The following is a 21,692-nucleotide window of genomic DNA, read 5'->3' as shown; positions in this document are numbered from 1 at the left end:
TAACGAATATAGGGTGTTTTTATATACCAACAAATTAAAATGAAGCCGTTTTTTGCAATTTGAATATTTTATATAAAAAGTCAGTAGCTTACTTAGAGAATCTTACTTAAATCAAAAACTTAGACTGCAATTCTGGTGTTGGTATCATGCAGCTTTCTTTTTTTCCATACCAGCGGTACCTGTTTTTGGCTATACAATCGTAAATATAATTACTTAAAGCTGAAGGTATGACTCTAAAGAGAGATAGCATTGGTAAAAATCCATTTAAATCTTTTGCTATTTCGAGTGCAGCTTCAGATTTATAGTAATATGCCTTAGTAGGAAGGTAGAGTATTATGCTATCAATTTCATGAGTATCGATACCAATGTGTTTTAAAATTTCTTGACCTAGATTTGATTGTAGCGCAACAAAACGAAAAATATCTTTATTGTCATGTGCGATTATGTAGTTGATGGCTGAATTGCAAAGATTGCAAACGCCATCAAAAATAATAATTTTCTTATCTGTTGGAAGGTCTAGCATAATTTACAGTTTATAGAAGGTTTGCCGCTTTTTGCACGATGATATAGATTAAAATTAATATAATAAATTTTAAAACTAATTAAATAGTATCCTCTATTTTTTCTTTACAGCTTCAACTAATTCAAGTTCATCTAAATTGACCTTAGAAGTAAAGATACCATAATTTACAGTGGCTTTCTTTTTTTCGATACTATCAATACTTCCCACTGCTTTTCCGTCCAACATACGCACTCTATCACCTACTTTTAAAATATGCGTAGGTTTTACAACAACTGGTTTTAATTTTTTCTCTTTCTTTTCCTTTCGAATTTCCTCCACTTGAACTTCGACTTCTTTTATGACTTCTTTTTTCTTTTGTACAATTGCTTTGGCTTCTTTTGGACTAGCTTTTTTGCGTTTTGAATTCTCAATTTCGATAATCTTTAAAAACTCTCCAATTAAGTCTTTCTTATTCTTGTTATTAAAATATTTCTCTGAAATATCTTCGATCTTTTGCCCAATGTAAATCGTCTTTTGATTGCTATCATATAATTCCTGATAGCTTTCCAACTTTTGCTTTATTTTTACATTTATAGTTTCCATCTTTTTTCCTTCTTCGCGTGCTCTCGTTTCTTCTTCTTTCAACGTTTGCGAAGTCTTCTCCATCTTGGAACGTTCTTTTTGAAGGGTCGCTATGGTTTTGTCAAAACGAACTTTGCCAACCTCAATTTTCTTTTTGGCGCGATTAATTAAACTAAATGGTATACCGTTCTTTAAAGCAACTTCAAATGTAAACGAACTACCAGCTTGTCCCAAAACCAATTTATACATTGGTTCTAAAGTTTTTTCATCAAATAACATATTTGCATTTGTTGCAAAAGGCAATTCATTTGCCAAGATTTTCAAATTGGAGTAGTGGGTAGTTATAATTCCAAAAGCTTCACGATGGTAAAATTCTTCTAGAAATATTTCAGCCAAGGCACCACCTAATTCAGGATCAGAACCAGTTCCAAATTCATCAATTAAGAACATTGTTTTATTGTTACACTTCTTTAAGAAATAGTTCATGTTTTTAAGTCGGTAACTATAGGTACTTAAATGATTTTCAATAGATTGATTGTCCCCAATATCGGTTACTATTCGATCAAAAAGAAATGTTTCTGAACGTTCGTGTACAGGAATTAACATTCCAGATTGTAGCATTAATTGCAATAATCCTACCGTTTTTAAGGAAATAGTTTTACCCCCTGCGTTTGGACCTGAGATTACAATAATTCGATTTTCTTGTAATAATTCTATTGTCTGAGGATGAGTAATTTCCTTTTTTTGCTTGTTGTTTAAATACAAAATAGGGTGATAAGCATCTCTAAAATACAACCTTCTATTATTGCTTATTGTGGGCATAATACCATTAATGCGATCTGCATATTTAGCCTTAGCAGCTATCACGTCAACATCACTTAAAAAGTCTTGGTACTGTTTTAACAATGGTAAAAAAGGACGCACGCCATTTGATAACTTCTTCAAAATTCGAGTTATCTCTTCTGCTTCCTCGTATTCTAAATTACTTAATTCTCGCGAATAGCGCAAAGTAGCTTCTGGTTCTACGTAAGCAATACTTCCAGTTTTTGAGCTTCCTAGTATAGTTCCCCTAACCTTACGGCGGTACATTGCAAGTACTGCTAAAACACGTCGGTTTTGCACAAAACTTTCTTTTATGTCGTCTAGATATCCTAAGCCATTGTACTGTGTTAAAGCGATTCCAAAACTTTGATTCACTTTGCCACGTACAGAGTTAATATTTCTACGTATATCGATCAATACTGGTGAAGCATTGTCCTTTATCTCGCCGTATTTATCTACAACTGCGTCAATTTGTGTGATTAGTTCTTTGGTTAATTCAACTTGTGCTGCACGTCGATTAATTTCAGGATAATAATCATCAAATTTTCGAAGAAAATTCAATAAAAAATTTACTGTAGCCGAGAGATTCGCAATCTTTCTAAAACCGCCAACTTCAAGAAAGCTATCTTCAATTGATAGAAATTTAATTTCGTGCGTAACCGCTTCAAAACCATGATTTGGAATACTGTTATTATTTTGAAAAGAAGAAACATATTCTGAGGTTTGGTTTAAAGCCGCCATCAAAGTCTCTTCGTCTCTAAAAGGAGTGATTTCAAGTGCTTTTTGTTTTCCTATATCAGTATTACACATATCCGAGATAGTCTCGAGTACAGTAGGAAATTGTAAATCTTGTAACGTTTTTTCGGTAATGGATATCATTATTTGTATGAGATTCTTTTATGCAAAAATAACTAATAGTATAGATTATTAGCTAGCCTTTCACGAAGTTTTCACAAAGTTTAAGTGAGATAATGTGCATAGTTTATAAATCATGCTGTTTTCTCTATGTATCTTTGCAAACTAACTTGTTTATTATGGAATTATCACTACCATCAGATTGGAGAAAGATCTTATCTAACGAAATTCAAAAACCATATTTTTATGCTTTGCAAGAAGCATTGTCATTGGAATATAAAGAGAATACTTGTTTTCCACCCGAAGAATTAATTTTTTCAGCTTTTGAAAATTGTTCATTTTCCAATATTAAAGTTGTGATTATCGGACAAGACCCTTACCATGGAGAAGGAGAAGCGAATGGTTTAAGTTTTTCTGTTAACAATGGAGTTCGCATTCCACCATCATTACGAAATATAAACAGAGAATTATGCGATGATTTAAGTTCGATTTTTTTGCCAAGCACTGGTAATTTGGAACATTGGGCTAAGCAAGGAGTGTTACTTTTAAATGCGACCCTAACTGTTAGAAAAGATAGCCCGAACAGTCACAAACATTTAAAATGGAATGTCTTTACTGATGCTGTAATTCAGAAAATTTCCGATGAGAAAGAAAATGTAGTTTTTTTACTTTGGGGAGGCTTTGCACATAAAAAAGGAGCAAAGATTGATAGAAGTAAGCATTTAGTGTTGGAATCAGGACACCCTTCACCAATGAGCGCTAATCAAGGAAAATGGTTTGGTAATAAACATTTCAGTCAGACTAATGACTATTTAAAGGCGAAAGGTTTAAGTACTATTACTTGGTTGTAAAATAATAGTTTTTAGATTGTAGTTCTGTTACCTAATGATTTTTGTTTGAGTCGAAATCATTAAAATTAATCATCGTAAACCGTTGAAATTCGACTTGGTTCTCAAAAACTATTAATAATCTGCTATCTTTGTCGACTATAAATTTTTTTCTGTACAATACCGCTTATAATGACATTTAATAATACCACAATAAACTCTATTTCAGCTAATAGCAACGACCTTTATATTGAATTAACCACTGACGATATAGATAATCGACCGATCTATATTACTGGTAATTTTAATAATTGGTGTACTCAGGAATCCAAATATGTATTAGAACAGGTTGGAGATACAACTTACCGCTATAAGTTTAGTGTCGATTTTACTTTTCCAGAAACGTTGCAGTATAAGTTCACAAAAGGAGATTGGAACGCAGTGGAAATAAGTGAAGAGGAGGAAAGTACTCCAAATCGTTCCACTAATTTAAAATCAGGTGTACAAAGGGAACATGTCGTTAAGTGGAAAAGGGAGTGGTCACCCTACAAACCTAATTTTTTGCCACAAGTAGTTTTATTATCTGACGAGTTCACAATTCCACAACTGGAGACCACTCGCAAAATTTGGGCTTTGTTACCACACAATTATGATAATACGACAGATAAATATCCGGTGATTTATTTGCAAGATGCTCAAAATCTTTTTCATAATAATGAGGATCTAGGTAATTGGGAAATAGATAAAAAACTGGCCGTGATGGCAGAACATCAAGTTGGTAATGTTATTATAATTGCAGTTGAGCATGCTGGTGATAATAGAGAGCAAGAATACAGCGCAAACACAACATCACTAGGAAAAGGAAAAGGGCGAGAATATCTTGAATTTCTAGTAGAGACTTTAAAACCTTATGTTGATAATAATTTTCGAACAAAAACAGATGTAAATCATACGGGAATTGGTGGAAGTTCGATGGGTGCTTTAATTAGCCTTTTTGGCGGTCTTTTACATCCCACAATCTTTGGTAGATTATTGATATTCTCTCCCGCATTACTGGAAGATACTAGTTATGGTTTACTGGAGGAAGTTCAAAGAGAAACTAAAATATATCTCTATGTAGGTGGACAAGAAGGAGAACATAGGGTAGGGCGTACCAAGCAATTAGAGAACCATTTATTAGAAAATAAATTTATTACTGGCAGACAAAACTTTAATCTAAGTTTCAATGCAAATGGAGAACACAATGAAACTTATTGGAGCAAAGAGTTTCCAAAAGCTATCGAATGGTTATTTTTTTAAACATTTAAATCTTTAACGATAAATAAAATAGTACTACTCTAATTCTTAAAAATTAGTAGTTAAAAATATAATATGAAAGTAACCACTATACCTACAATCGGTAATTTTAAAGGAACGATTTTAATTCCAATATTCGAATATTCTGACCATTCATCTCTATCCATTAATTATAATGAATTCGAAATACCAAAGATAATTTTTTGTGGTAAAAAAGACTCCATTTACATTACGCAAAAAAATGATAACATTTTAATTTTTATAGGTCTTGGTAAGACAATTGATTACATAGAATTAAAAAATCTCTTTAGAAGAGTTTCCATTAGACAAAAGGAGCATCTAGTAGCTAAAGTAGCTTTAATTGTACCTGATCAAATGATTGATTTACAGTTTGAAGCCATTATAGGCGGTTTGTGGCTAGGAACATATGACCTAGGACATTATAAAACAAATAAGAACTCTCATCCGTTTTCAAAGTTAGATTTTACTTTGCAACTGGTGTCAAAAGTAGATTTTACAAAATCGACTGCGAAAGCAATAAAAATTGCTACTGCTCAACTCGAAACTCTAGCACTTGTGGATTTACCACCTAATAAAATTACTCCAAAGTATTTAGCGAACTGGGCTCAAAATACCGGTAACAAATTTGGCTTTGATGTCAAAATATTAGGTCAAAAGGAGGCTGAAAAAGAAGGATTAGGAGCTTTTCTAGCTGTAGGGCAAGGAAGTCAACATGAGCCTCAATTTGTAATAATGAGCTATGAACCAAAGGATAAAAGCACTACTACTTTAAAACATGTTGGACTAGTTGGTAAAGGAATTACTTTTGATACAGGCGGTCTTAATATTAAAACTTCAGGTATGTTACAAATGAAATGTGATATGGCAGGAGGGGCTGCAGTATTTGGCGCAATGCAGTTGATTGCCGATTTACAGCTACCTATAAAAGTAACAGCTATAGTCCCTTGTGCAGAAAATGCTGTAGATTCAAAATCTTTTCTTCCTAGCAACGTAATTACTAGTTACAGCGGAAAAACCATTGAAATTATTGACACTGACGCCGAAGGACGTTTGGTTTTGGCAGATGGTTTATCTTATCTTATAAAAAATTATGCGCCATCATACATAATTGATATTGCAACATTAACTGGAAGTGCCGTGGGGACATTAGGGCATGAATGCGCTGCACTCTTTACTAATAATAAGGAAATCTCTAATAAAATTCAGCTATCTGGGGATAGAATTGGTGAGAGATTATGGCCATTACCACTTTGGGATGCCTATAAATCGGATATCGAAAGTTGTATCGCTGATGTTAAAAATTACAGTGGGAAACCCGTGGCTGGAGCAATTAGCGCGGCTAAATTTTTAGAATATTTTACAAACGAACACATGGCTTGGGCACACATAGATGTTGCAGGTGTTGCATTTGGTGATGATGAATTTGCAAAGTCCAAACATGCTACAGCATACGGTGTTCATTTGCTAGCTCACTTTATAGAGAATTTATAAGCGTCAAATCTTCCATTTATATTATAGTCTACTGCCATGAAAAATAATTTTACATTCTGTTTATTCTTACTAATTAGTTCTAGCATTGCTTGGACACAGGAAACACGAGAGGATAAATTAACGCAGTTTACTCAACAAGATAGTTTAAGAGGAACTATAACAAAGGAAAGGTCTTGGTGGGATCTTAAAAAATATCAGCTTAGTGTAAAAATTAATCCTCAAGACAGCTCAATTATAGGTTCAAATAAAATAACTTATTTAGTTTTAGATGAATATGATACGATGCAAATCGACTTGCAAGAACCTCTGAGGATCACTCAGATAATACAAGATGGATCTGATCTAAAATTCGCAAGAAATGGAAATGCCTATTTTGTGACTTTGTTTAAAAAGCAATTAAAAGGTACTGTTAATACTATAGAAGTTATTTACGAAGGAAAACCTAAATCTGCGATCAACGCTCCTTGGGATGGTGGTATTGTCTGGAAGAAAGACACAAATGGCAGTGACTTCATAGCATCGTCTTGCCAGGGAATTGGAGCAAGCGTGTGGTGGCCTAATAAGGATCATATGTATGATGAAGTTGAAAGCATGGATATAAGTTTGAATGTTCCTTCCAATTTAATTGCTGTTTCAAATGGAAGGTTAAGAGGTAAGGAAATTTTTAATGATGCGACCACAACTTATAATTGGTCTGTAGTTAATCCTATCAATAATTATGGTGTCAATTTCAGTATTGGCAATTATACATCGTTTACAGAAGTGTATAAGGGAGAAAAAGGCTCTTTAGATTGCACCTACTATGTATTAAAGGATAATGTAGAGAAAGCTAAGGATCAATTTAAAGATGTAAGTCGCATGCTAAAGGCATTAGAGTATTGGTTTGGAGCTTATCCCTTTTATGAAGATGGTTATAAATTGGTAGAGACCCCATTTTTAGGAATGGAACATCAAAGTAACATCAGTTACGGCAATAATTATCAAAATGGTTACAGCGGAACTGATTTGAGTGGAACAGGTTGGGGATTGAAATTTGACTTTATCATAGTCCATGAATCTGGTCACGAATGGTTTGGTAATAATATTACCAATAAGGACAGAGCTGATATGTGGATCCATGAAAGTTTTACTAGTTATTCTGAAAGTCTTTTTGTTGAGTATTATTATGGTAAACAAGCAGGATATGATTATGTTATAGGAACCCGTCGCAACATAGTTAACGATAAACCTCCCATTGGTTTTTACAATGTGAATGATGAAGGTTCAAGTGATATGTATTTTAAAGGAGCCAACATGTTACATACATTAAGGCAGATTATGGATAATGATAAAAAGTGGAGAAAGCTTTTAAGAGGTTTAAATAGTACCTTTTACCATCAAATTGTCACTACGAAGCAAATCGAAAATTATATTTCTTCTTATTTTAATCGCGATATTTCATCTGTCTTTAATCAGTACCTTAGAGATCGTAGAGTACCTTCATTTGAATATAAAATCACTAATGGAAAACTACAGTATCGATGGGCCAATTGCGTTTCTGGATTTGATATGCCTATAAAAGTGACTATAGGTAAAAAGGTAAAGTGGTTAAACCCCATTGAGGAATGGAAATCCAAATCAATTAGCTCAGAAATTGAGGAGATTGAGATTGATAGCAATTTTTATAGTACCAAAGACCAAATTGGAAAATAAAAATCACTAATTTTACTCACGAATTGAAACATCAATTTCTTCTTTATTTATGAAAAAAGCTACCACATTTTTATTGGTTTTTCTATCGTATGGTGCCGCATGTTCGGCTCAAAACAGTGTCATTTCTAATGAAAAAGAAACAAAGACAACTCCCGTCAATGAAGTACTAGCCTCTGTAGTTTTCGACTCTATTCATTTTGAAAAGTCAGCAGAAATGCTAAACGAAGATCAATACTGGTCCATAATTGATAAAGCAAATCAAGCAAATCTTGGTCAAGCAGATAAAGAAATATTTATTACTAATGAGGTTCAGAAATTAACACCTAAAGAAATTATTGGCTTCCGATTACGAACAGATAAATTGCTTTTTGATAGTTACAAATCTCATCTTTGGTGTGCTGCATACATTATGAATAGTGGTACCGATGGAGGTTTTGATTATTTTAGATGTTGGATTATATCAAAGGGTAAAGATGTATATTATAAAGCAGTTGAAAATCCAGACAGTTTAATAAGTGAAGTGAATTTGGCAAAGGACTCTTACGAATTTGAAGGTTTTTGGTTTGTGGCTATGAATGCCTTTTTAAACAAAACAGATCACGAAATCTATGACTACATGGATTATGAAACTTTTGTAACCAATGATGAGCACTATCCATTAATTGCTTTTGACTGGAATGTTGATGAACCCAAAACAATGCAAAAAGTTTGTCCACAATTGTTTGGCAAATTGTGGAAAAACTAATCTGCTAAAACATAGAAGTGAAAATTGATTTTAATCATACGATCACGGACTAAAATTTTTAGATTTTAAAATTATAAACTCGTCTTTTCTTCAAAAAGTTGCACTTGACTTTTTAGTCGCTCTGTAAGCATACTCATCATTCGCTTGTTTAGACTGGAGGAGTTTTTAACGTATGTATTGTACTCATCGGCAGTAAATAGCGCAATGACCATTCCCTTAAGCGCGTTTCGATATTTAATATCTTTTTGAATGGCATTTTCTACAGTTATCAATTTTTGCTCTACTGATAAACTGTAAAAATCTTTTTTGTATTTGGTGATGTAATTGATGAAAGAAGCAATAAATAAATCATTCTGCAACTTTAAAATGGGGCGCAGCACTTGGTTTTGAAAATTCTCGTCTGATGATGATTGTGGATTAATAGTTCCTATTGATTCTCCTCTAAATTCCTTTAAAAACAGATCTCTTTGATTCATTTTTTTATTTAAAATTAACGAAAATAACTTTAGCAAGTTGTATTTTAGCAATATAAAATAATAAACATGAGATTTCATACAAGAAAGTGGGTTAAGCCCCAAGATTTAAATCCAAACGGAACTTTATTTGGCGGACAATTATTAGCTTGGATAGACGAAGAGCTAGCTTTGTACTCCATAATACAATTAGAAAATTCGAAGGTAGTTACTAAGTCAATGTCCGAAATAAACTTTCGTAGCTCAGCCAGACAAGGAGATGTGATCGAAATTGGAATAGCTGTCGTTAAGTTTGGACACACCTCGCTAACTTTAAAATGCGAAGCACGTAACATGATGACTAGAGAAACTATAATCACAATTGACGCAACAACTATGGTAAACCTCGGGACAGACGGTAAACCAAAAGCGCATGGTAAAACAGAAATTGAATTTGTGAAAGACAGAATTGCCGAAAATTAAAAAAGTTCTAATTAATACCTCAAATGGTATAAATCAGAACTTCTTTTTTATATTCGAAATAAATTAAGCAGATGCAAGATATTTTTTCTCAACATAAAAAGTTCCGAAAGGAATTAAAGATGCCGCAAGGATAATACCAAAAGTTTTCCAGTCCCAGTTTTGAGCATTTTTAAGTAAAACCGCAAGACCTATATAGCTAATAAATAAAACACCGTGACTCATACCAATTGGATATAAAAGTGTGTGGTACAAATCAAAGTTAGTAGGTTTGATAAAAAGCATGTTAGAAAATAAAGCCAAGTAGGAGATTCCTTCAAGAATTGCGACAATTTTAAATATCTTAAGCATTTGTTTTATTTTTTTTATTTCGAGCAAAAATAAGTAATATCGTTGGTTTGATAAGCATGTAATTCACTATTTTAACAATAGGTTTGTAATTTTAGATTATGAGTAAGAGAGATTTAAAAAAGTATTTATCAGAATTAAACAAAGAGCAACTTGCAGATCAAATAATCGAGCTGTACGAAAAATTTCCACCAGTAAAGGTGTATTATAATTTTGTATTTAATCCAAAGGAAGATTCTTTATTACAAGAGAGCAAACTCAAAATTTCTAATGAATATTTTCCCATTAAAGCATCGGGTAGAAGAAGCAGGCCAAAATTACGTCGTTCTGTTGCTCAAAAATTGATAAAGCACTTTGTACTATTAGGTGTAGACTCATTTGTAATTGCCGATTTAATGCTTTATAATATTGAAATCGCGCAAACATTTTCAGCCGATAATTTCATAAAGCAAGAGCTTTTTTATAAAAGTATGCTCAATTCTTTTGAACAAGTGGTACAATTTGTTATTTCGAATGGCATTTTGCCTGATTTTAAAGGCAGAATTATAGCGATTCATAAGGAAACCGTAGATCAGAAATGGAAAAATAAGGCTCAATTTAATGCGATTATTGAGACATTTGATTATTAAAGTGAATAAAATTCCTATTTATTTGAATATTCTGTTTCTTTTTTTTCAAATATAATGGTTTACCTGTTTTTTAGACGTATTTTTGCAAAAACTCAATTATAGGCATGCTCGAACATATTTTAGAAGTAGATAAGGAAGACAAAAAAGAACTTTATGCATATCAAAAAGGTGATATTGACGCCATTTTTGAACGCATAGACAATGGACCGAAGCAACATCACTTGTTATATCAGCTACCAACAGGTGGAGGAAAGACAGTAATATTTTCAGAGATAGTACGTAGATACATCTCAAAACATCAGAAGAAAGTGGTTGTATTAACTCACAGAATTGAGTTATGTAAGCAAACTTCAAAGATGCTTAAAGGTTTTGGTGTAAAAAATAAAATCATTAATAGTAAGGTAAAAGATCTACCAGATCAAAACGAATACTCTTGTTTCGTTGCGATGGTTGAGACTTTAAAAAACCGTATCAATGATGAAAAACTTCATTTAGATAATATCGGATTAGTTATTATCGATGAGGCGCATTATAATTCTTTTAGAAAATTATTGAGCTCGTTCAAGAATGCATTCATTCTTGGTGTAACGGCTACGCCATTAAGTTCCAACATTAAGTTACCTATGCATCAAAGTTACGATGAATTAATAGTAGGAGATACTATTGCTTCATTGATTGATCAGGGGTTCTTGGCAAAAGCGGTTACATACAGCTATGATGTAGGTTTGACATCTTTAAAAGTTGGTATTAATGGAGATTACACGGTGAAGTCATCAGATGACTTGTATACGAATACATTAATGCAAGAGAAATTACTGCATGCGTATACAGAAAGATCTTTGGGTAAAAAAACTTTGATTTTTAATAACGGTATTAATACCTCTCTTTATGTCTATGAAACTTTTAGAGAAGCGGGATATCCGGTACGCCATTTAGATAATACGAGCAGTAATGAAGAACGAAAAGAAATTTTACATTGGTTTAAACATACGTCAGATGCTATCTTATCTTCGGTAGGGATTCTTACAACTGGTTTTGATGAGCCAACAGTAGAAACAATTATTTTGAACAGAGCTACGAAATCTTTGACATTGTATTACCAAATGATTGGTCGTGGTTCACGTAAGCTACCTGCGAAAGATGAATTTTCTGTGATTGATTTAGGTAACAATGCGGCACGTTTTGGTCTTTGGAGCGAACCTGTCAATTGGCAACATATTTTTAAATCACCAGAATTTTATTTGGAAAATTTAAGAGATGATTCTGAAATAGAATTGCATTTTAAATACACAATGCCACCTGAATTACGCGCAAAGTTTAGTAAAACGGCTGATGTAACCTTTGATGTAGATGAAGAGCACAAGCTGGCAATTGCTCAAAATTTACGTTCCAAAGTGGTATTAGAAAAGTCACTTGATCAGCATGCAGCAATGTGTGTAGATAATACAGAAGAATTAAGAGATGCTAGAATGCTGTCAAAAGAGTTAAGTGCAGACATAGATTGCCGCATCAAACGGTATTCAAAATGTTTGAGTCAGTGTAGTAAAAACTATCGTGAGTGGCTTGTTGAAGATTACACATTAAAGTTAACCTTACTGATAGGAAAAAAATATAGAGAGAAAATATTACGTGAAATAGAGGAAGAAGAAGACGAGGAAGAAAACGAAGATTAATCGTATATTCATCATTTAATTTCATTAAAAACAATAACATTCAAATGTCAAAACAATTCTTAGATTTAGGAATTTCAGCAGCAATTCTAAAAGCAATTACCGAATTGAACATCGTTGAACCTACAGAAATTCAACAAAAGACCATTCCGTTACTTCTAAGTAATACTACCGATTTGGTAGGTATTGCAAAGACAGGAACTGGTAAAACTGCTGCGTTTGGATTACCATTATTGCAATTAATTGACACTGCTAATACAGCTGTTCAGGCCGTAATTTTGGCACCAACTAGAGAATTAGGCCATCAGATTTTTAATAATTTAGAATCTTTTGCAAAATATTCTCCAGAAATTTCGATAGCAGCAACTTGCGGTGGAATTCCGATTAAACCGCAGATGGAGCGTTTAAAATCAACAACACATATTGTTGTAGCAACACCTGGTCGTTTGATAGATTTAATCGAGCGTAAAGCTATAGATTTATCAACAGCATCATTCTTGGTATTGGATGAAGCAGATGAGATGGTAACGGTATTAAAAGACAGTTTAGATACAATTGTAGCGGCATTGCCAAAAGCGCACAAAACAATTTTATTTTCTGCTACCATGCCCGGTACCATCAAGCAGTTGATTCAGAATTATTTGAATAAAAATGTAGTACAAGTGAGTGCTAGTATGGAAACTGTAGGGAATCAAGGGATAGACCACCAATATATAGTGGTAGATCCTATTGAAAAACTAGATGTTTTGATGCACTTTTTAAATAGTAAAGACGGAGAACGAGGAATTATTTTTTGCAAGACGAAAGCTGCCGTAAATAAATTGGCAAAAAACCTTGCCATTAACCGCTTTTCATCAGGAGCAATTCATGGTAGTTTGAGCCAAGGTATTCGTGACCGTATAATGGAGCAGTTTCGTGAAGGACATATCAATATTTTAGTTGCTACAGATTTAGCTGCTAGAGGTATAGATGTTAAGGAAGTGTCCTATGTTGTAAATTACCATTTGCCAGACGTGCATGAAGCATATGTACACCGTAGCGGACGTACAGCAAGAGCTGGAGCGAAAGGACTTTCACTAACAGTTCTTCAACAAGAAGAAGTAGCAGAAATCGCTGATTTTGAAAAAGAACTCGGAATTAAATTTCACCCTTTTCAGAAACCTTCTGAAGCTAGTATAGAAGAGAATAATACGCTACTATGGGCAAAACAAATTTTTAAAACAAAACCGAACCATGAAGTCGATTCAGAATTAAAAGCTAAAATAAAAACCGTTTTTCATCATTTGACCAAGGATGAATTGGTAGAGAAGATCTTAGCTAATTATTTACTTCAAAATAAAAATACACCAGCAGAGAAACCTGTGAAAAAATTAAAGAAGAACTAAAAACTAAAATAAGAATATTAATTAAATCTTTATGGAAATCGTAATTATCGGAGGTGGTTTTGCAGGTATGAATCTTGCAAAAGAGCTGTTAAATCAAGATGGAGTTCATGTAACTTTGGTTGATAAAAATAACTACAATTTTTTCCCACCGCTTATCTATCAAGTGGCAACGGCATATTTGGAGCCTTCAAGTATCAGTTACCCTTTTAGAAAATTTTTTGCTGGTAAAAAGAATTTGCAATTTCGCTTAGGCGAATTTCAAGAAGTTGTTCCAGCAGAGAATAAAATAATTTTAAACAATGGGGAATTATTTTATGATCAATTAATTTTTGCAACAGGTGCGGAGACTAGTTATTTTGGAATGGAAAATGTAAAAAAGAATGCCATTCCAATGAAGACGTTGAACGATGCAATTGTAATGCGTAATACTTTGTTGAAAAACTTAGAAAAAGCTGCTATTACAAAGGACATACGTAAACGTCGTAAATTGTTGACAGTTGTTGTTGCAGGTGGTGGACCAACAGGAGTTGAGATTTCTGGAATGTTTGCTGAAATGAGAAAAAATATTTTCTTAAAAGAGTATCCTGAATTAGCTACTTCTGCAAGTAATATTTATTTGGTTGATGGAGCTTCAGCATTACTTACCCCTATGAGTAAGAAATCACAAGAAGATACTTATAAAGCGCTTACGGGACTAGGAGTAATTGTAAAGCTTAATAACAATGTAGTCGATTATGTAGATGATACTGTTCATTTTGCAAATGGAGAAACCATACAGACTAAAAACTTGATTTGGGCTGCTGGGGTAACTGCAAGAGAATTTACAGGTTTACCAGCAGAATCTTATGGTCGTGGAAAACGTTTAAAAACTGATGCTTTTAATAAAATTGAAGGTACTAACAATATTTATGCATTAGGAGATACTTGTATTCAATTTAACGATCCGAGCTTTCCTCACGGTCATCCACAAGTTGCACAAGTTGCGATTCAACAAGGAATTAACCTAGCTAAAAATTTTAAATTAAAAATAGACAATAAACCGAAGGTACCGTTTATCTATAATGACAAAGGTGCAATGGCTATCATTGGTAAGAACAAAGCAGTAGTCGATCTACCGAAACCAGAAATGCACTTCAAAGGTTTCTTTGCGTGGATTATCTGGTTGTTTATTCACTTAATTTCACTTATAACTTACCGCAATAAGGTGAAGACATTTTACAATTGGATGGTTGCTTATTTTTCTAAAGACAATTCACTTCGAATGATCATTAGACCAGATAAAAAAGCTCCAAAGGTATAATTGTTGAAAGTTTAATAAAGTAAATTTTTAAATACTTAAAAGCCCGTTTAAAATGAGAAATTCATTTTAAACGGGCTTTTAGTTTTATGTCAATGTAAGAATAGACATTCGTTCTTAAAATTAAGTTCATTCACAGAATTATTCTGCAAAAAAAAAACGTCCCAAATAATTGGGACGTTTTAAATTGGTCATTAATTTTTAACTTGTAAAAAGTCAATAATTAATTATTTACCTTGTTGTTTTTTCATTTCTTTTTCGATCATATCGTAAAATTGATCAATTTTAGGTAAGATAACGATACGCGTTCTACGGTTACGAGCTCTGTTTTCTGCAGAATCGTTTGATACCAAAGGAATGTAAGAACTTCTACCTGCAGCAATTAATTGCTCTGGTTTAACTCCTAATTGATTTGTTAACACACGGATGATAGAAGTAGAACGTTTCACACTTAAATCCCAGTTGTCAAGTAAAACTCCACTACCTAGGTAAGGAACATTATCTGTATGACCTTCAACCATACATTCGAAATCTGGTTTGTCATTAACAACTTTAGCTACTTTAGATAAAACACCTTTAGCTTTATCGCTTACTTCATAACTACCGCTTTTAAACAATAATTTATCTGCGATTGAGATGAAAACGACACCTTTTTCAACATTGATTTCAATATCTGGATCATTGATACCAACTGAACTTTTTAAGCTAGATACAAGTGCAAGTGTTACACTATCTTTTCTAGTCATAGCATCTTGCAATCTTGTTATTCTTAAATCTTTTTCTTTTAAACTTTCTAAAGATTTTTCTAAATTTTCAGCACCTTTCGAAGTTAACATTGTTAAGTTCTTAGATGTTGTAATTAAAGTTTCGTTATGATCTCTCAATCCTTCAACTCTTGCAGTAAGACCTGCTTTTTCTTCAAGACAAGTGTTTAACTTAACGGTACAAGTATTTAATAAATCTTGTGTTTCTTTACTTTTAGCTTCTAACTCTGAGTACTTCTTTTTAGAGACACAAGATGTTAATAGCGTTAATACTGATAGTGCGACTACGATTTTTTTCATGAATTCATTAATTAGGTTCAGTTACAAATTTAGTTTTTAATGTTCATAAGATACTTATAAAACACTGTTAATTTTAGTTAACAAATATCTTGCCACTCTTAACATAGTAGCGGTATACAATGGATTTTACCTTATAATACTTTTTAGTTTGAGAGTTGGCTCTTTTTTTGTAAGTTACTCCAATTGAGCCATAAAAACTACCATGTGCTCTTAATATTGCCCAAAAATGTTTCCATTCTCCCTGTAAAACAAATTTTAAACCTGCGATACCGTCCAAAATCATTCTAGAAAAAATGACCGGTAAAAGTGAGGATTTAGGTAAGTTTTTTACGAGCATAAAAAGGGAATTTCTGAAATTTAGGTAAGTTTTCTTAGGATTGCCTAATTTTAAGGTTGCACCTCCAACGTGAAATACCGTCGATTTATAATTGTATTTTATCTGATATCCTTTATTTATAATTCTCCAACACAAATCTATTTCTTCTTGATGTGCGAAAAAGTCAGCATCAAAACCGCTTAATTCGTGAAATATTTTTGATCGAATGAAAAAACAGGCTCCGCTAGCCCAAAATATTTCACAGTGATCATCATATTGACCATTGTCTTTTTCTATTGTGTCAAAAATACGGCCCCGACAAAACGGATATCCATATTTATCTAGGAATCCACCTGCAGCACCTGCATATTCAAAATATGATTTGCTTTTATAATCAAGTATTTTTGGCTGAATAACTGCGGTGTTGGGTTCAAGTTCGAAAGTTTTAATTATGGGGTGCAACCAATTTTCGGTAACTTCGATGTCAGAATTTACCAATGCATAAACATCAGCTTGGATGTGTTGCAATGCTTCGTTATAACCTTGTGCAAAACCATAATTGTCTTTATTTGAGATGATTTGGATCGAAGGAAAGTTTTGCTGAACAAATTCCACAGATTTATCTGTAGAAGCATTGTCTGCAACATATATAGTAGCTTCGGGTGAATGTTGAAGTACCGATGGTAAAAATTGTTGTAGTAAGGTGACACCATTCCAATTGAGGATAACGACTGCTATTTTCATTTAATTGATCTTGTATTGTGGTAAATTGGGTAGAAAATCATACTTCTCATTTTCATAGTCCATTTGGCAAAAGTAGTGATTCAAACCGTTGGTCACCATTAAATATTCAGCATCCATAGTAAGATTGTAGCGGGCAATTTGATCAAATACAGCTTGAGTAATTTTAACTTCGGGTGCTTTGCATTCTACTAATATGTAGATTGAACCATCAGAGTTATAGACTACGGCATCATATCTCTTTCTTAAACCATTCACTTTTAACACCTTTTCGACATTAATTAAAGATTTTGGAATCAATTTTTCTTCTAATAAGTAACGCACTACGTGTTGACGAACCCATTCTTCTGGCGTGAGAATGATGAATTTTTTCCTGATTTCATCAAAGATAGACACTTTATTTTCGCTATTTTTGAATCGAAATGTATAAGTTGGGAATTGTAGCTTTTGCATTGGGCAAAAATAATGAAATTATTGAGATAGTGATGTTCTTAAATGTTGATGATAATATTTAGAATACATTTCTCTTAGTTATTAGAGGATGATTATATTTTGTCGAATAGTACTCGCATTCTTTATACGGTTGCGTGAGGGATAGGAATAAGCTACCAAAGTAGCATGGATAGCCCGGCAGCAATAAAGAAAGGGGCTTTGCAATCGCAAATAAAGATAAGCCCCTTTTTTTATTGGTGGCACGCCCAAATTGACTAATATATAGGTAGGTTTTTTGAAATAGAAAAAATGTAAATGGACGAAGTAATAAAGATTGTTAACGATATCAAAGCTGGAAACATAAAACCAATTTATTTTTTGATGGGCGAGGAGGCTTATTATATTGATAAATTATCTGATTATATTGAAGATACCATTTTGACTGAAGAGGAAAAAGGCTTTAATCAAACGGTTTTATATGGTCGTGATGTGTCAATCGATGATATTGTATCTACTGCCAAACGTTATCCTATGATGGCAGATAGGCAAGTTGTTATTGTGAAAGAAGCTCAAGAACTAAGTCGCACAATCGATAAGATTGAGGCTTACGCCGAAAACCCGATGCCATCTACTGTTTTGGTTTTTGCTTACAAGTATAAAACACTTGATAAACGTAAAAAAGTAACTAAGACACTGGCTAAAAATGGTTTAGTATACGAGAGTAAAAAATTATACGAAAATCAAGTTGGTGATTGGATCAAACGCGTATTAGCTGGAAAGAAATACGGCATTGAACCAAAGGCGGCCGCCATGCTTGTAGAGTTTTTAGGAACAGATTTAAGTAAAATTAATAATGAACTCGAGAAGTTGAAGTTAATTTTACCAAAAGGCAGCACGATCACGGCACATGATATTGAAGAGAATATAGGTTTTAGTAAAGATTTTAATGTTTTTGAACTTCGAAAAGCTATCGGAGAACGCAATCAATTAAAAGCGTATAAGATTGCAGAGAATTTTGCCCAGAATCCAAAGGACAATCCTATGGTAATGACAACCGGACTGGTTTTTGGTTTTTTTATACAATTATTAAAGTACCATGGTGCTAAGGATAAAAACCCTAAAAATGTTGCCGCTGTAATAGGAGTTAATCCTTATTTTATGAAAGAATATGAGATAGCGGTTAAAAATTACCCGATGCGAAAAGTGAGCCAAATTGTTGCTTCATTGCGGGAAATTGACGTTAAAAGTAAAGGGGTGGGTGCAAATGCGCTCTCAAATGGTGATTTATTAAAAGAAATGCTCTATAAGATTTTTAATTAGGGCTAAAAATTGACGATATTTGTCGTCTATAATAATATCTTGCTTTATGGCGATGAACAAAAATACAGTTTTGGGTTGGGCAACATTTATAATGTTGGTGATGGGGTTCTTATTGATAGGCCTTGGAGCATTTCGATATGATGATGTTGCTGGATGGGGTTTTGCCGCTGTTGGTGTTGGTTTTTTTGCTATTTCGTGGGTATTTAATTCTTTAAAAGGAAGAATATAAAGAGCTTTTAAAACATTGATTTCTATATTCTTATTTGGTATTTTGATTGTTTATCGAAAATTAGATTATAATGTAGAAGCAAACAAAGATTGAGAAGTGTAAAAAAATTGTGAATTAAATTAATAAATATAAAAAATGTCAGACGATAAAAAAGTAATTTTCTCAATGTCAAAATTGAGTAAAACCTACTCAAGTAGTGATAAGCAAGTATTGAAAAATATTTATCTAAGTTTTTTCTATGGTGCCAAAATTGGTATCTTAGGTTTGAACGGTTCTGGTAAATCATCTTTATTGAAGATCATCGCTGGTGTAGATAAAAACTATCAAGGAGACATCGTTTTTGCTCCTGGTTATACGGTTGGGTATTTAGAACAAGAACCAATTCTAGACGATAGTAAAACGGTAATTGAAATAGTACGCGAAGGAGTTGCTGAAACAATGGAAGTCCTAGAAGAGTACAATAAAATCAATGACTTATTTGGTCTTGAAGAAAACTATTCTGATGCCGATAAGATGGACAAATTAATGGACCGTCAAGCAGCTTTGCAAGATAAAATCGATGCTCTAGGTGCTTGGGAAATTGATACCAAACTGGAAATTGCTATGGATGCGTTACGTACACCAGATGGTGATACACCCATCAAAAACCTTTCGGGTGGAGAGCGTCGTCGTGTAGCCTTGTGTCGTTTGTTGTTGAAACAACCAGATGTATTGTTACTAGATGAGCCTACCAATCACTTGGATGCCGAATCGGTATTATGGTTGGAACAGCATTTAGCGCAGTATGCTGGAACTGTGATTGCGGTTACGCACGATAGATATTTCCTTGATAACGTAGCGGGTTGGATTTTGGAATTGGATAGAGGTGAAGGTATTCCTTGGAAAGGAAATTACTCTTCATGGTTAGACCAAAAATCAAGTAGAATGGCGTTGGAGGAAAAAGTAGCTTCAAAACGTAGAAAAAACTTAGAACGTGAGTTGGACTGGGTACGTCAAGGTGCCAAAGGACGTCAAACGAAACAAAAAGCACGTTTGCAGAATTATGATAAATTATTGAATGAAGATCAAAAAGAGCTTGATGAAAAGTTAGAGATTTACATTCCGAACGGTCCACGTTTAGGAACAAATGTAATTGAAGCTAAGAACGTTGCTAAGGCTTTTGGAGATAAATTATTATATGATAACTTGAACTTTACTTTACCACAAGCTGGAATTGTTGGAATTATCGGGCCAAACGGTGCTGGTAAATCAACTATTTTTAGAATGATAATGGGTGAGCAAGAAACAGATAGCGGGGAGTTTACGGTAGGAGAGACTGTGAAGATTGCTTATGTAGATCAAGCACACTCTGATATTGATCCCAATAAAACAATCTGGGAAAACTTTTGTGATGGTCAAGAATTGATTATGATGGGTGGTCGCCAAGTGAATTCGCGTGCCTATTTGAGTCGCTTCAATTTTGGTGGTAGCGATCAAAACAAAAAGGTGGCAACACTTTCTGGTGGAGAGCGTAACCGTTTGCATCTTGCTATGACATTGAAAGAAGAAGGAAATGTACTGTTACTGGATGAGCCTACAAATGATTTGGATGTAAATACTCTAAGAGCACTAGAGGAAGGTCTAGAGCAGTTCGCGGGTTGTGCTGTAGTAATCTCCCACGACAGATGGTTCTTGGATAGAGTATGTACACATATCCTAGCTTTTGAAGGAGAGTCTGAAGTGTACTACTTTGAAGGTGGTTTTTCTGAATACGAAGAAAACAAGAAAAAACGTTTAGGTGGTGATTTGACTCCAAAACGATTGAAATACAAAAAATTGATCAGAGGATAAAATCCATGATCATCTAAATTTTAAAGGGTATCTCGAAAAGAGGTATCCTTTTTTTTATTAATAATCCTTCCTGTATAATAACTTGTAAAAATTCGCACCCACCAAATCTAACCACTTCATTACAAGCTATTATTTTTTCTTATCATTGTTCATCAACAATAAAACAGCGACGATCAGGGCAACAATTACAAAACCAAAACCAAAAACAATAATTATAGAACCATTATCCCAATTTACGAGTATAGCATTTTTCATATTTATATCTTTTTATTTAGACAAAAATAATTATTGTAACTCTTGTAAAATATGATATTTATCAGCCAATACGTTACTCCTTATATTAAAGTATTTATTATATTGTATTTAGGATTACGACTTGATGTTTAAAAAACAATAGATAAAGGTTGAGTTAAGTTGTTTCTTTTAGATAACTACCTAATTATTAAGTCATACTGTAGTAAAGAAGAAGGTATTAAAAGAAAAATTCCAAGTTTCACTTATTAGACTAGGATTATTTGTGGTTTGTTTTGTAATTAAATAAAAAAGTCTTAATTTTGCACACCTTTTGGTGAATAAGAGTTTCCACTAGGTATCAATTAATTATACAAACAACTTCTGTTTTTTTCTATCACTCACGAAACTCAAGAGAGCGCAGAATACAAATTT

21 protein-coding genes are annotated in these 21,692 nt (G+C 33.3%); 13 read left to right on the top strand and 8 right to left on the bottom strand.

The genetic code is table 11. The features are described from left to right. Positions 1-106 precede the first annotated feature (106 nt). Both LXH21_RS09775 and LXH21_RS09770 read right to left on the bottom strand, forming a co-directional pair. On the bottom strand, positions 107-523 hold the full coding sequence (locus tag LXH21_RS09775) for a thiol-disulfide oxidoreductase DCC family protein (protein WP_239865298.1): 417 nt from the start codon (positions 521-523) through the stop codon (positions 107-109). A 93-nt stretch (positions 524-616) separates the two neighbouring features. Further along, positions 617-2,785 carry an endonuclease MutS2 gene (locus tag LXH21_RS09770; RefSeq protein ID WP_239865296.1) on the bottom strand — a complete coding sequence of 723 codons (2,169 nt, stop codon included), beginning with the start codon at positions 2,783-2,785 and terminating at the stop codon, positions 617-619. 155 nt (positions 2,786-2,940) lie between these two features. On the opposite strand from LXH21_RS09770, the gene LXH21_RS09765 reads away from it, so the two are divergent. From LXH21_RS09765 to LXH21_RS09745, 5 genes are all read left to right on the top strand, one after another. Then, positions 2,941-3,612: a uracil-DNA glycosylase gene (locus LXH21_RS09765; RefSeq protein ID WP_239865294.1), complete on the top strand. Its 672-nt coding sequence runs from the start codon at positions 2,941-2,943 to the stop codon at positions 3,610-3,612. Positions 3,613-3,780: 168 nt separating this feature from the next. Beyond that, entirely contained in the window at positions 3,781-4,887 is a 1,107-nt protein-coding gene (locus tag LXH21_RS09760; RefSeq protein WP_239865292.1) for an alpha/beta hydrolase, read from the top strand. A 72-nt stretch (positions 4,888-4,959) separates the two neighbouring features. Next, on the top strand, positions 4,960-6,396 hold the full coding sequence (locus LXH21_RS09755; protein WP_239865276.1) for a leucyl aminopeptidase family protein: 1,437 nt from the start codon (positions 4,960-4,962) through the stop codon (positions 6,394-6,396). 36 nt (positions 6,397-6,432) lie between these two features. After that, the gene (locus tag LXH21_RS09750) at positions 6,433-8,088 is read left to right on the top strand and encodes a M1 family metallopeptidase (protein WP_239865275.1); all 1,656 of its coding nucleotides are present in this window, start codon (positions 6,433-6,435) and stop codon (positions 8,086-8,088) included. 49 nt (positions 8,089-8,137) lie between these two features. Further along, positions 8,138-8,833, top strand: coding sequence for a DUF4240 domain-containing protein (locus tag LXH21_RS09745; protein WP_239865273.1), 696 nt, complete (start codon positions 8,138-8,140; stop codon positions 8,831-8,833). A 71-nt stretch (positions 8,834-8,904) separates the two neighbouring features. On the opposite strand, the gene LXH21_RS09740 is transcribed toward LXH21_RS09745, so the two are convergent. After that, positions 8,905-9,309, bottom strand: coding sequence for a glyoxalase (locus tag LXH21_RS09740; RefSeq protein WP_239865271.1), 405 nt, complete (start codon positions 9,307-9,309; stop codon positions 8,905-8,907). Between the two features lie 66 nt (positions 9,310-9,375). Between LXH21_RS09740 and LXH21_RS09735 the strand changes: the two genes are divergently transcribed. Beyond that, on the top strand, positions 9,376-9,768 hold the full coding sequence (locus LXH21_RS09735; RefSeq protein WP_239865270.1) for an acyl-CoA thioesterase: 393 nt from the start codon (positions 9,376-9,378) through the stop codon (positions 9,766-9,768). A gap of 63 nt (positions 9,769-9,831) precedes the next feature. On the opposite strand, the gene LXH21_RS09730 is transcribed toward LXH21_RS09735, so the two are convergent. Beyond that, positions 9,832-10,116, bottom strand: a complete 285-nt coding sequence (locus LXH21_RS09730; protein ID WP_239865268.1) for a DUF3817 domain-containing protein — start codon at positions 10,114-10,116, stop codon at positions 9,832-9,834. 98 nt (positions 10,117-10,214) lie between these two features. Between LXH21_RS09730 and LXH21_RS09725 the strand changes: the two genes are divergently transcribed. From LXH21_RS09725 to LXH21_RS09710, 4 genes are all read left to right on the top strand, one after another. Further along, positions 10,215-10,742, top strand: coding sequence for a DUF6155 family protein (locus tag LXH21_RS09725; protein ID WP_239865266.1), 528 nt, complete (start codon positions 10,215-10,217; stop codon positions 10,740-10,742). A gap of 104 nt (positions 10,743-10,846) precedes the next feature. Next, entirely contained in the window at positions 10,847-12,415 is a 1,569-nt protein-coding gene (locus LXH21_RS09720) for a DEAD/DEAH box helicase (protein WP_239865264.1), read from the top strand. 44 nt (positions 12,416-12,459) lie between these two features. Then, positions 12,460-13,797 carry a DEAD/DEAH box helicase gene (locus tag LXH21_RS09715; protein WP_239865262.1) on the top strand — a complete coding sequence of 446 codons (1,338 nt, stop codon included), beginning with the start codon at positions 12,460-12,462 and terminating at the stop codon, positions 13,795-13,797. A 31-nt stretch (positions 13,798-13,828) separates the two neighbouring features. Beyond that, the gene (locus LXH21_RS09710; RefSeq protein WP_239865260.1) at positions 13,829-15,097 is read left to right on the top strand and encodes an NAD(P)/FAD-dependent oxidoreductase; all 1,269 of its coding nucleotides are present in this window, start codon (positions 13,829-13,831) and stop codon (positions 15,095-15,097) included. 224 nt (positions 15,098-15,321) lie between these two features. Here LXH21_RS09710 and LXH21_RS09705 read toward each other — a convergent pair whose 3' ends face one another. From LXH21_RS09705 to LXH21_RS09695, 3 genes are all read right to left on the bottom strand, one after another. Continuing rightward, positions 15,322-16,158 (bottom strand): OmpA/MotB family protein, encoded by an 837-nt coding sequence (locus tag LXH21_RS09705; RefSeq protein ID WP_239865258.1) that lies wholly within the window; start codon positions 16,156-16,158, stop codon positions 15,322-15,324. Between the two features lie 73 nt (positions 16,159-16,231). Continuing rightward, a complete protein-coding gene (locus LXH21_RS09700; protein WP_394799571.1) occupies positions 16,232-17,218 on the bottom strand; it encodes a glycosyltransferase family 2 protein in 987 nt (328 codons plus the stop codon). Then, positions 17,219-17,668 carry a type I restriction enzyme HsdR N-terminal domain-containing protein gene (locus tag LXH21_RS09695; RefSeq protein ID WP_239865256.1) on the bottom strand — a complete coding sequence of 150 codons (450 nt, stop codon included), beginning with the start codon at positions 17,666-17,668 and terminating at the stop codon, positions 17,219-17,221. A gap of 294 nt (positions 17,669-17,962) precedes the next feature. Between LXH21_RS09695 and holA the strand changes: the two genes are divergently transcribed. The 3 genes from holA (at position 17,963) to ettA (ending at position 21,026) form a co-directional block, all read left to right on the top strand. Continuing rightward, positions 17,963-18,967: a DNA polymerase III subunit delta gene (holA, locus tag LXH21_RS09690; RefSeq protein ID WP_239865254.1), complete on the top strand. Its 1,005-nt coding sequence runs from the start codon at positions 17,963-17,965 to the stop codon at positions 18,965-18,967. A 52-nt stretch (positions 18,968-19,019) separates the two neighbouring features. Continuing rightward, entirely contained in the window at positions 19,020-19,196 is a 177-nt protein-coding gene (locus LXH21_RS09685; protein ID WP_239865775.1) for a CAL67264 family membrane protein, read from the top strand. Between the two features lie 135 nt (positions 19,197-19,331). Further along, positions 19,332-21,026, top strand: a complete 1,695-nt coding sequence (gene ettA, locus LXH21_RS09680) for an energy-dependent translational throttle protein EttA (RefSeq protein WP_239865252.1) — start codon at positions 19,332-19,334, stop codon at positions 21,024-21,026. 129 nt (positions 21,027-21,155) lie between these two features. On the opposite strand, the gene LXH21_RS17255 is transcribed toward ettA, so the two are convergent. Further along, entirely contained in the window at positions 21,156-21,281 is a 126-nt protein-coding gene (locus tag LXH21_RS17255) for a hypothetical protein (protein WP_262916193.1), read from the bottom strand. Positions 21,282-21,692: the final 411 nt, after the last annotated feature.

This window comes from Flavobacterium algicola (assembly GCF_022399565.1).
Taxonomy (GTDB): domain Bacteria; phylum Bacteroidota; class Bacteroidia; order Flavobacteriales; family Flavobacteriaceae; genus Flavobacterium; species Flavobacterium algicola.
The sequence above is the reverse complement of the archived record's forward strand: the minus strand, read 5'-3'. Positions and strand labels throughout refer to the sequence as shown.